This window comes from Inquilinus sp. Marseille-Q2685 (genome assembly GCF_916619195.1).
Taxonomy (GTDB): domain Bacteria; phylum Pseudomonadota; class Alphaproteobacteria; order DSM-16000; family Inquilinaceae; genus Inquilinus.
This window is the reverse complement of record NZ_CAKAKL010000001.1, coordinates 1,630,941-1,641,742: the sequence shown is the minus strand read 5'-3', so window position 1 is coordinate 1,641,742 and position 10,802 is coordinate 1,630,941. Positions and strand designations below refer to the sequence as shown.

8 protein-coding genes are annotated in these 10,802 nt (G+C 70.5%); 1 reads left to right on the top strand and 7 read right to left on the bottom strand.

Annotated elements, in window-relative coordinates; genetic code table 11:
- Nucleotides 1–13: 13 nt before the first annotated feature.
- The 6 genes from LG391_RS07785 to gcvA form a co-directional block, all read right to left on the bottom strand.
- Nucleotides 14–1,009: a BMP family protein gene (locus LG391_RS07785; RefSeq protein ID WP_225767404.1), complete on the bottom strand. Its 996-nt coding sequence runs from the start codon at nucleotides 1,007–1,009 to the stop codon at nucleotides 14–16.
- Between the two features lie 139 nt (nucleotides 1,010–1,148).
- On the bottom strand, nucleotides 1,149–1,616 hold the full coding sequence (pgaD, locus tag LG391_RS07780; protein WP_225767403.1) for a poly-beta-1,6-N-acetyl-D-glucosamine biosynthesis protein PgaD: 468 nt from the start codon (nucleotides 1,614–1,616) through the stop codon (nucleotides 1,149–1,151).
- On the bottom strand, nucleotides 1,613–2,941 hold the full coding sequence (gene pgaC / locus LG391_RS07775) for a poly-beta-1,6-N-acetyl-D-glucosamine synthase (RefSeq protein WP_225767402.1): 1,329 nt from the start codon (nucleotides 2,939–2,941) through the stop codon (nucleotides 1,613–1,615). Before pgaC ends, pgaD begins: the two co-directional genes overlap by 4 nt.
- A complete protein-coding gene (gene pgaB / locus LG391_RS07770) occupies nucleotides 2,938–4,950 on the bottom strand; it encodes a poly-beta-1,6-N-acetyl-D-glucosamine N-deacetylase PgaB (RefSeq protein WP_225767401.1) in 2,013 nt (670 codons plus the stop codon). Before pgaB ends, pgaC begins: the two co-directional genes overlap by 4 nt.
- 11 nt (nucleotides 4,951–4,961) lie before the next feature.
- Nucleotides 4,962–7,409, bottom strand: coding sequence for a poly-beta-1,6 N-acetyl-D-glucosamine export porin PgaA (pgaA, locus tag LG391_RS07765; RefSeq protein ID WP_225767400.1), 2,448 nt, complete (start codon nucleotides 7,407–7,409; stop codon nucleotides 4,962–4,964).
- A gap of 150 nt (nucleotides 7,410–7,559) precedes the next feature.
- Nucleotides 7,560–8,462, bottom strand: coding sequence for a transcriptional regulator GcvA (gene gcvA / locus LG391_RS07760; RefSeq protein WP_225767399.1), 903 nt, complete (start codon nucleotides 8,460–8,462; stop codon nucleotides 7,560–7,562).
- Nucleotides 8,463–8,609: 147 nt separating this feature from the next.
- Here gcvA and LG391_RS07755 point away from each other — a divergent pair, with 147 nt between their 5' ends.
- On the top strand, nucleotides 8,610–8,822 hold the full coding sequence (locus LG391_RS07755; protein WP_225767398.1) for a DUF1127 domain-containing protein: 213 nt from the start codon (nucleotides 8,610–8,612) through the stop codon (nucleotides 8,820–8,822).
- 148 nt (nucleotides 8,823–8,970) lie between these two features.
- On the opposite strand, the gene LG391_RS07750 is transcribed toward LG391_RS07755, so the two are convergent.
- Nucleotides 8,971–10,761: a hypothetical protein gene (locus tag LG391_RS07750; RefSeq protein WP_225767397.1), complete on the bottom strand. Its 1,791-nt coding sequence runs from the start codon at nucleotides 10,759–10,761 to the stop codon at nucleotides 8,971–8,973.
- Nucleotides 10,762–10,802: the final 41 nt, after the last annotated feature.

The window sequence follows — 10,802 nt, the reverse complement described above, 5'->3', positions numbered from 1 at the left end:
TCGGACGCCGCCGTCACTGTGGGCAGGAGTTGTTGGTGCGGTAGTCCACCACCTGGATCGAACCGTCGATGATGCCCTTGGCCGCCGCGTCGACCTTGGTCTTCATCTCCGGCGTGATCAGCTTGGCGTTGTTGTCGTCCAGCGCCCAGCCCACGCCGTCCTCCTTGAGGCCGAGCACCTTGACGCCCGGCTTCCAGCTGCCGTCCTGCGCGCTCTTGAACACGTCGTAGGCGGCGACGTCGACGCGCTTCAGCATCGAGGTCAGGACCGAGCCGGGATGAAGGTGGTTCTGGTTGCTGTCGACGCCGATCGACAGCTTCTTGGCGTCGGCCGCGGCCTGCAGCACGCCGAGGCCGGTGGCGCCCGCCGCGGCATAGACCACATCGGCGCCGCGGTCGAACTGACTGCGCGCCAGCTCGCCGCCCTTGGTCGGGTCGTTCCAGGCGGCCGGGGTGGTGCCGGTCATGTTCTCCAGCACCTTGGCGCTGGAATTGGCATAGCGCACGCCCTGGACGTAGCCGCAGCCGAAGGCGCGGATCAGCGGGATGTCCATGCCGCCGACGAAGCCGACCGTGCCGGTCTTCGAGGCCAGGGCCGCCAGCACGCCGACCAGGAAGGAGCCTTCCTGCTCCTTGAACACGATCGACTGCACGTTCGGCTTCTCGACCACCGCGTCGATGATCGCGAACTTGGTGTCCGGGAACTCGTCGGCCACGATCTCCAGCGCCGGGGCCTGGGCGAAGCCGACGGCGATGACGACGTTGGCGCCGTTCTCGGCCATGCGGCGCAGCGCCTGCTCGCGCTGGGATTCGTTGGTGACCTCGAACTCGGCGATCTTGATGCCGGTCTCGTCGGACCACTTCTTCGAACCGTTGTAGATGCCTTCGTTGAAGGAGCGGTCGAACTTGCCGCCCATGTCGAAGACCACTGCCGGCTTCACCTCGTCGGCGAAGGCAGCCCCGGCCACGAGCGCCGTGGAGAGGGCGAGGGCGGAGAGAAGCTTTTTCATTGTTGGAAGACGCTCCCTGTCGAACCGAGTGTCAGAACATATCTGCCATGCGCATGGGGCGCCAGCGCCGCGAGGGCCAGGGCGCCGAGGCCATGAACGGAGAATGTGGAAAAGCTGACCAAACGGTCAAAGCAATTCTTCACTGAAACGAGGTGGTTTCCCGCTCCAGCGGCACGACCTTGAGGGCCGGACGGTCGTCGACCGCGGTGATCGTGCCTGCGGCGTCGTGGTGGATCACCAGCCGGCGGCCCGCCCGCATCCGGCCCAGAAGACCGGCGGGCACGGCGAAGGGCGGGGCCATCTGCGCGTCGCTCAGGGACGGGGCGGCGCGCCGGCGGTCGCGGCCGCGGAACCGCCACTGGTTGTAGAAGGCCCAGCCGAGCAGGATGGCGGCGTTGACCGCGGCGATGATCAGATAGACCGTCAGGGTGCCGAGGGTGCGCAGCGCCTCCGGCAGCCAGGGCCGCGGCCCCTGGTGCGAGCCGTCGAACAGCGCGTCGGCGCCGCGCAGGAAGATGGTGATGAAGGCGGCCCAGGCGAGGGCGGTGAGCAGCAGGTCGAGCAGCCGGGCGGGCAGGGACCGCTGGTGGCGGACGTCGATGATCATGGCGGGGGCAGGGGGCGGAGGCCGCGGTCCGGACTGGTCCAGCGGGCGCGGCGGCGGCGGCCGATCGCGACCTTGGGCAGGGCGACCAGGGTGGTGAAGAGGCTGAGCATCCAGTAGGCCAGCGGATACCAGACGATCCAGCCCAGCGCGCGGAGCAGCCCCGTCTCGTAGCGGCGCTCGATCAGGATCGCGAGGGTGAACTGGACAATGCAGGTGAGGGCCAGGACCATGCCGGTGAATTCCGGCGGCACCAGCGTCTCGACATGGATGCCCGGTGGCAGGGTGACGAACAGGCCGGCCGCCCAGAACAGGATCGACAGGCCATAGGCGAAGGCCCAGCCGGAGGAGAGGCAGAACTCGACCACCAGCGGCCACATCCGGCGCTGGCGCCAGCCCCAGATCGTCGGCAGGTTCTTCAGGAACACCTCGGCCCCGCCCTTGGCCCAGCGCAGCCGCTGCTTCCACAGCCCGGCCAGGGTCTCCGGCATCAGGATCCAGCACAGCGCTCGCGGCTCGTAGAAAACGGCCCAGTGGTCGCGCTGCAGCTTCCAGCTGATGTCGATGTCCTCGGTGACCATGTCGAGGCTCCAGTAGCCGACGCGGTGCAGGGCGCTGCGCCGGAAGGCGGCGACCACGCCCGAGACGGTGAAGATCCGCCCGTAGACGCGCTGCGACCGCTTGATCAGCCCGATGATCGAGGAGAACTCGCCGACCTGGACCCGACCCAGCAGGGTCGACCGGGTGCGGATCCGCGGATTGCCGGTGACCGCGCCGACCCGCGGCAGGGTCAGCATCGGCGCCACCAGATAGGCGGCGGCGTTCGGGTGCAGCAGCGCGTCGCCGTCGATGCAGACGAGATAGTCGCTGCGCGCCGCCAGCGCCCCCATGCGCAGCGCCATCGCCTTGCCCTGGTTGTGGGCGAGATGGATCACGCGCAGCCGGTCGTGCCGCGCCGCCAGCGCATCGAGGACGGCGCCCGTGTCGTCCGACGAGCCGTCGTTGACGGCGATCACCTCGATCGCCGGATAGGCCTGTCCGAGCGCGGCCAGGATCGTCTCCTCCGCATTCGCGCCCTCGTTGAAGCAGGGCACGATGATCGAGATCAGCGGCGTGCCCGGCAGCTCCGGCGCGATCTCGTGGCTCGGCCAGTGCCGCTCCCAATGCCACCAGAAGTACAGGCCGCCGGTCATCCAGATCCCCGACATGAACAGGGGGTAGAAGAAGACGAAGTTCAGCAGCACGTCGCCGGCGGTGACCAGGGCGAAGCCGAGCGGCCCGCCGACCACCACCGCCAGCACGAAGAGCGCGAGCAGGCGGTCGATCATCTGAATGGGAACCATTCGCTGGAGAAGGCCGGCCGGATCGTCGGCAGGTTCGGCTTGCCGGCGGCGAAGTCGTCCGGGTAGTAGCCGAAGCTGCGGGCGCCCCGGCGCTGCAGGCGCCGCATCCAGTCCGCCAGTACCGCAGCATCGACGAAGCGCCGCTCGTCCCGGCTGGCGCGCCAGTCGACGGCCTGCAGCTCGAACACGGTCCGGTCCAGGGCGCCGGGCCGGGCCGCCACCGCGTCGACCAGCCTGTCCAGCCAGGCCCCCGCCTCGCCGGGTGGGACCTTCTCCATCAGCGGCATCGCCATCGGTGCCGTCCAGTCGTAGCTGGCCAGGAAATCGTCCAGGTTCTGGGCGAACCAGGCCTCGCTCTCCGGCTCCAGCACCGGGCCGGCGAAGATGTTGCGGGCGGTCTTGACGCTCGGACCGCGGATCGCGCGGACCCGCGCCGCCAGCTCCAGGGTGAAGTCGGTCAACGCCTGGCTCTTGAACCGGGTCCAGCGCCGCAGGGTCTCCGGGTCGGCGCGCAGCGCCGCGACCGTGTCCGGCAGGCCGGCGGCGCGGTACGCGGCCAGCGCCGCCGGCCCGGCATCCTCGAAATCGGACAGGACGGCGTCGTCGTGGAACAGGATGCCGTCGAACCCCGCCTGTCGCGCCAGGTCCTCGTAGATCATGCCGATCCGCCGCCGCGCCTCGGCGTCGAAGGGCGACAGCCGGCGGTACTGCGCCGGGTCGACGGCGGCGCGGCCGGTCGCCGGATCCCAGCGCTCGACCCGCGGCAGGGCGGGGTCGAGGTCGAAGCTCAGCACCGGCATCCAGGCATAGACCTGCACCTTGGCCCGGTTGCGCAGCTGCCAGGCGACGCGGTTGAACAGGTCGGCCCGGACCGGCAGCACGCGGTTGGGGAAATAGACCGAGCGGACCAGCCCGTCGGCCTCCGGGTCGGAGAAGGCCTGCAGGAAGACCGTGGTGATCTTCATGTCGGCGACCCGCTGCACCAGTTCGCCGAGATTGCGGTCGGTCTGGGCCGGGTCCGGGTCGTAGACATAGTCGAGGTCGACATGCATCACCCGCATCCCCGGGCGGCTCTCGCGCCCGACCACGCTGTTGGCGAAGCCGACGAGCCGGGGATCGCCCGCCACCAGCAGCCGGGGCGAGTTCATCAGGCCGTCGACCGTGCCGACGCCGTCGTCAAGGGTGAGAGCGGCCTCGTAGCCATGGTCGCCGAGGATGCGCAGCGCCGTGCCGCCGGCAGCGCCGTACGGCCATACCCAGACCCGCGGCGCCCTGCCAGTCGCCTGCCGGATCCGGGCGCCGACCCGCTCGACATCGCCGGCGATCCGCGCCTCATAGGCCGGGTCGCTCTCGTAGCGTCCGGTCGCGGCGTCGAAGCGGCGGGTCGAGGCTGCGGGCTGGGTGTTGCCCTGCGGATTGGCGGGGATGCCGCGGTGCAGGTCCTGGCTGTGTGCCGCGATCTCGACCAGTCCGGACTGCGACATCTCGCGGATCTGCGCCCAGCTGGCGAAGCGGCCGCGCGGCGTCGCCGTGCCGCCGAAATCGACCGGCTTTCCGGCCGGCGTGTCGATCCAGGACCCGACCGGCGCATACACCGCGGGCCAGCCATAGGCCTTCAGGATCGGGAAGACCCGGTCGTAGAAGCTGGCGTAGCCGTCGTCGAAGCTGAGCAGCACCGCCCGCTCCGGCAGCGGCTTGCGGCCGGCCTTGGCGGCCAGCAGGTCGTCGACCGAGACGGCGCGGTAGCCGTTCTCGCGCAGCCAGGCCAGCTGCTGCACCAGGTGGTCGGTGCGGACGCTGAGATAGGTCTGGTCCGGATCGGAATCCTCGACATCGTGATAGGCGATGGCCAGGACCGCGCCCGGCGTCCATGGCGCTTCGGCCGCCGGCGCCTGGCGCTCCGCCGGCGGGACGAAGCGCGGGATGTCGCGGCTGCAGGCGGCCAGCGCCAGGATCAGGCCGAGGGCGGCGGCGAGGCGGGGAAAGCGAGGCATCAGGGCTGCCCTCAGAACCGGTAGGTCAGGTCGAAATTGACGCGCAGCTCGGTCTCGTAGTCGCCGTCATAGGGCCGATAGCTGCCGGAGATGCCGGCACCGATCTGGAACACGTTGTCGGTCTCGAATTCCTGGCGATAGCCGACCGTCGCGATCACGCCCGTGCCGAAATCCTGCTGCCAGTAGGGGCCGGCGCCGAAGGTCAGCGAGTGCCGCCAGACCGTGTCGTAGCGGCGGTAGAGGATGTGCTGCAGCTCGAGCTGCGGCAGCGCCGCGAGATCGGCCTTGGGATTGAAGTAGTCGGTGTCGCCGCCCTCGCTGTTGAACGAGGCCGCGAGGTCGAGCTTGAGATCCGCTTTGAAGTGCGGCGCGGTATAGATCCGCTGCTGGCCGTCCAGCGCCACCGTGGTCCGGTTGTTGCCGTCGCCGAACCAGGCGTTGCCGACGGTGAGGCCGATCTCGCGGCGCTCGTCCTGGCGCCAGCGGATGAAGCCCGAGACGCGGTCGGAGCCGATGCCCTCCTCCAGCGCCCGCAGCGGCGTGTCGCGCGAGAGGATCTCGCCCGTCGCGCCGACCTGCCATTCGTCGTCGATGTCGACGGTCGCGGCGAGGCGGGCGCCGACCCTGGTGCCGTGGCCATAGCGGTTTCCCGAGACCTCTCCCTCGACGATTAGGTCCCGGCTGCGCCATTCGAGTCCGGCGCGGCCCCAGGTGAATTCCGCATGTCCGTCGTCGAAGGCGCCGGCCGCCCGGCCGAGGCCGGCGAAGCCGCGCCAGTTGTATGCGATCGGCGGCGAGTACAGCACGGCCTCGACGGACAGGTCGTCGCCGCCGGAGACGGGGGTGCTGCCGGCGACGCCGCGGTCGCCCTTGATCTGCAACTCCGCCATGGTGTGGACCTCCCACTCCCGGGCCAGGCGGCGGACGTCCGGATTTTCCGGGAAGCGGGCGACCAAGTCCTGCACAAGGACCTCGACCTGGCGCCATTCGCGCAGCAGCAGGGCGGTCTCGCCCTGCGCGACCTCGACCGACAGGGCCCGCGGCGCCTCGGTCTGGGCGATCGCCAGCTCCTGTTCGGCCCGGCGCGGCCAGCCGCGGGCGCCGTAGATCTCGGCCAGGCCCGCGCGCAGCTGGACATTGTTCGGCGCGGCGTCGGTCATGGCGCGGAAGCGGCGCTCCGCCTCCGGCAGGTCGTCGGCGAAATAGCGGGCGTTGGCGGCGGCGACCTCGCTGTCGAGGCGCCGGTCGTTCGGCGTCTTGTCGGCCTGGCCCCTGGGCTGCAGCCAGACCGGGCGGCGGGCATTGACCGCGTCGATCCAGACCTGCGCCTCCTCGATCCGCTCGCTCTCGACCAGGGCGTAGAACAGCCCGAGCTCATCCTCCGGCGTCGCCTCGGCGGTGCCCGCGGCCAGCACCTGCCGGTACAGGTCGCGCGCGATCTCCGGCCGGCGCAGATAGAGATAGGCCGAGGCCACGTCGCTCAGCACGTAGGGCGGCACGTCGACGCCCTCCGCCCGCAGCGCCTCGTACTCGTCGACGACATCCTGCATCCGCGCCCGTGCCTGCAGGGCGCCGATGCGGTCGAGGCGGGCTCGGATGACATCCTTCGCCGCCGCGTCGCCCTCGGCGCGCCAGCGCGCGATCTGGTCGTCCAGCATGGCGATGGCCCGGTCGGCCACGGCGAAGCGCTCCGCCTCCCGACGCGACGGCAACGGCGCCAGGCGCACCAGCTCGGCCGCGGCGTCGCCCTCCAGCCGGCGTCTGTCCTCCGCCGCCAGCAGGCCGGGCCGGCGGTCGGCGTCGCGCAGCGCGGCCTGCGGCAGGCCGGCGCGCTCCAGGGCGAAGATGCGCTCGCGCGCCAGATCCTCGCGCCGCGGCGCCAGGGCCACGGCCCGGTCGGTCTCGGCCAGCGAATCGAAGGAGTGCCCGGCCCGGGCATAGGCGTAACCCAGCGCCAGCCGCGCATCGGCATCGCGCGGCTGGCCGCTGACCAGCGCCTGGCCCAGACGGATCGCCTCCTCGGCCCGGCCGGCATCGGCCAGGACCAGGACTTCGCCGAGGCGGAAGGCCGCCTGGCCGGGCGCCCGCCGCCGGCCGTCGCGATACAGCGCCAGGGCGCGGTCCCAGCGCTGCCGGTTGCGATAGGCCTTCGCCACCACCTCCTGCAGGTCCAGGGGCAGCGCCGCCCCGCGCGGCAGCGCCTCATAGGCCTCGGTCACCTCGGCGTCGCGGCCTGCCCAGCCGGTGATGGCGATGCGGTCATAGGCGGCGCGCAGATTGCCCGGCGAGTCGTGGGTCAGGGTGCGCAGCATCGCCAATGCCGGCTCATACTGGCCGGCGCGTGCCGCCCGGATCAGGGAATCATAGTCCTCCGCCCTGGCGGAGCCGGCCTGGCCGGCCAGCATCGCCGCGAAGATCAGGGGAACCGCGATGTGTGGGGAAAACGGCCGCTTGGACAAAGCACCCCCTCGGAGGAGACCGGGCCGCCGCCGATGCGGGCAGGCTCCGGTCCAGAGCGTCGATGCAGCAGCGGACGCCTCTACCAGCACCTCTCGAGAGGTTCAATCAATTTTGATAAAATTTTATATATAATCTGCTATGCAGAGCCCTCATTCCGCTGCCGCGGCAATCAGCCAATCGCGGAAGGCGCGGACCGCCGGGCGGTCGATGGCGTCGGTTCGGCACAGGAAATGATAGGCGTAGTCGGCCACCTGGCTGTCCGGGAACGGGCGGATCAGCCGGCCGCGCACCAGGTCGTCGGCCATGATCGAGCTGCGGCCGAGGGCCACGCCCTCGCCGGCCGCCGCCGCCTCCAGCATCATGTGGCTGTCGCTGTAGCGCGGCCCGCGGCGGTGGTCGATGTCGTCGAGCCCGAAATGCAGCAGCCAGTGCTGCCAGGTGACCCAGGGCTCGTCGTCCCCGGTCAGCACGTCGTGGATCAGGGTGTGGTGGCGCAGATCCTCGGGCCGCAGCAGCGGGTGCGGCCAGTCGAGCAGCTTCGGGCTGCACACCGGGAACACCTCGTCGCCGAGGAAGCGCTCAACATGCAGTCCGGGCCAGCCGCCGCGGCCGTAGCGCAGGGCGATGTCGACCCGCTCGCGCCGGAAATCCACCGCCTGGTGCTGGGCCCGGACCTCGATCTCGATGCCCGGATTGGCACGCCGGAACTCGCCCAGCCGCGGCAGCAGCCAGCGCACGGCGAAGGAGGGCAGCACGGTGACCGACAGCACGGTCTGGGCCTCGTCGGTCCGCACCCGCGCCACCGCCTCGGCCAGGCGGTCGAAGCCGCGGGTCAGCTGCGGCGCCAGGGTCCGGCCCTGCTCGGTCAGCTCCAGCCCGCGCGCCAGGCGCTGGAACAGGGGCAGGCCGAGATGCGCCTCCAGCGCCTTGACCTGATGGCTGACCGCGGCGGGGGTGACCGCGAGCTCGTCGGCCGCGTCGACGAAGCTGAGATGGCGGGCGGCGGCCTCGAAGGCGCGCAGGGCGTTGAGCGGGGGCAAGCGGCGCGCCATCGGACCGAGCCGTTCGAGCGATAGTTTTTCTAAGCCATAGCACGAGAAAGCCTCGTTTGTCGAAACGAGAACGAAGGCGCAACTATCACGGCGAGGCGGATGCTTCCCCTGCGGGACCAGCCGACCTCGAAAGGAAGGAGAACCGTGATGTCCGCCACCGGAATCCAGCTCACCACCTCTCGCGACGCCATCGCCTCCCGGGGCCTGGTCCTGCGCCTGGTCGACCGGCTTCTGGACTGGCAGGACCGCGAGCGTCAGCGCCGCCACCTGTCCAGCCTCGACGACCACGTCCTGGCCGATGTCGGCCTGAGCCACAGCGATGTCGAGGAAGAGGTCCGCAAGCCGTTCTGGCGCGCCTGAGCGCGAGACAGGCCGCTGGGAAAGCCCTTTGGCAATTCCCAACACCGTCATTGCGAGCGCAGCGAAGCAATCCAGGAGCCGATGCGAACCAGCCCCTGGATTGCTTCGTCGGCTGCGCTTCCTCGCAATAACGGTGTGAAACGGCTCGTCAGAGCTTGATGATCTGCAGGCCGCCCGGCCCGGTGAACGCGAACAGGCGCCGGCCGGGCATCACCCGCAGCCGCTGTGCCTCCGCCGGCAGGCGATACCGGTTCAGCAGGGTCGGCTGGCGCGGATTGCGCACATCGACCTCCTCGACATCGCCGTCCGCCGCGATGAACACCGTGCCGGAGCCGAGGGCGACCGCCCGGCCACCCTGGCTGGCCGGGTAGAGGCCGAGGCGGGCCGGCCGGCCCGGCAGGCTGACATCGACGATGTGAAGGCCGGTCGAGCAGCGCAGATGGACGGTCCTGGCATCGTCGCTGAGGGCCAGATCGCTGGCGAATTCGCAATCATCGGTGTAGCGGCCGATCTCGCTGATCTGCGCGGGGTTGCTGACATCGAAGATGCGCAGGCCACCCGGAGGACCGCCCGCGGCGTCCGGCGCGGTGGCCGCGAAGAGCAGGCTTCCGGCCAACTGCAGCCGCTCGACGCGGGTGTCCACCGGAACTGCGGCCCGCACGACCGGACGGGCAGGGTTCGACACGTCGACGGACGTCATCGAGCCCCCGTTGGTGGCCGTGCCGAGATAGACATGCCGGCCCTTCCCCGCGATCGCGGAGGAGAATTCGGCGGGCAGGCGCCCCAGCTCGCGCGGCGATAACGGATTGCTGAGATCGACGACGATCAGCCCATAGCCCCAGGCCGCCAGATAGGCCCGCCGGCCATCGACCGACATGTCCTCGAAGGCGCGGGCCTGCTTGGCCTTCGGCAGGTCGGCATCGAACCGTCCCGCCGGCGTCAGGTCGCCGTCGCTGGCCGCGCTCAGCCCGTAGGTGTTCTGCAGCAGGACCAGGGTGCGGTCGATGATGGCCGCGTCCCGGACATCGGCGCCGCCGATGGTGTCGACCACGCTGGCCAGGCGGGCCGTCTTGCCCGTGTCGAAGAGGGCCAGCTGGTCGGTGCTGGTGGCGACCCATCCCCACCGGCCCTGCACCGCGGTCGTCTCCGCGGCGAAGGCATTGCCGAAATCGACATGGCCGACCCGGCGGACCGGCAGGCGGAGACTCCAGATGCTGACGCCGGAGGCCCCGAAGCCATAGGCCTTGTCGCCGGCGATGAAGCCGTTGAACAGAGCCTCGCCCGGCGCCGCACTCCCCCACAGCAGCGGCGGGCCGCCCCAGGGCGGCAGGTAGTACAGGTTGACGCCCAGCCCGAATCCCACCGCCAGCGGCCAGGAGAACTGCAGGCGGAAATTGTCGAAGCCGTCCAGATTCTCGCTGGTCACTGTCTTGGGAAGATTCTTCCGGCTGTTGTCGAAGACCTGCAGCAGGGTGTCGCCCAACAAGGTCCGGCCGGCCGTGAAGATGCGGCTGCCGGCCATGCCGACCACATCGGCGGGACCGGCCTCGACCACCCGGACGGCTCTGGGGTAGAGCGGATCCGCCAGGGAGTGGACGACCAGGCCTCTTTGACTGTCGAACGCATACAGATAATCGCCGTCGATCGAGATCGCCGTGATGGCCTCGGGCGACGCACTTTTCCGGAGGAGGCCGCCGTCGATCAGCCTCGGACGGCCCGGATCGAGGAGGGAATAGATGGCCAAGCCGGAGCTGCCGTCCTGTCGCTGCCAGCTCGCGTAAAGATACCGGCCGCGGGACGCGATCCCGGTGATGACGCCGGCGAGCGGCTGCCGGCGCGTGTCGCCGGCCAGCCGGGGCGCTTCTGGAGTCCGGTAGTCCCATGCCGTTATGGTGGATCCGGCCGGAAGATAGACGAAGTCGCCCTGCTGGAGGGGCACGCCGATCCGGCCGCCAAAGGCGGTCTGGTCGGCCCGGGCCG

Excerpts from the sequence above, each read along its gene's own strand:
- LG391_RS07785 (WP_225767404.1), bottom strand. The coding sequence starts at position 1,009 with ATGAAAAAGCTTCTCTCCGCCCTCGCCCTCTCCACGGCGCTCGTGGCC.
- pgaC (WP_225767402.1), bottom strand. The coding sequence starts at position 2,941 with ATGATCGACCGCCTGCTCGCGCTCTTCGTGCTGGCGGTGGTGGTCGGC.
- LG391_RS07755 (WP_225767398.1), top strand. The coding sequence starts at position 8,610 with ATGTCCGCCACCGGAATCCAGCTCACCACCTCTCGCGACGCCATCGCC.
- gcvA (WP_225767399.1), bottom strand. The coding sequence starts at position 8,462 with ATGGCGCGCCGCTTGCCCCCGCTCAACGCCCTGCGCGCCTTCGAGGCC.
- pgaD (WP_225767403.1), bottom strand. The coding sequence starts at position 1,616 with ATGATCATCGACGTCCGCCACCAGCGGTCCCTGCCCGCCCGGCTGCTC.
- pgaB (WP_225767401.1), bottom strand. The coding sequence starts at position 4,950 with ATGCCTCGCTTTCCCCGCCTCGCCGCCGCCCTCGGCCTGATCCTGGCG.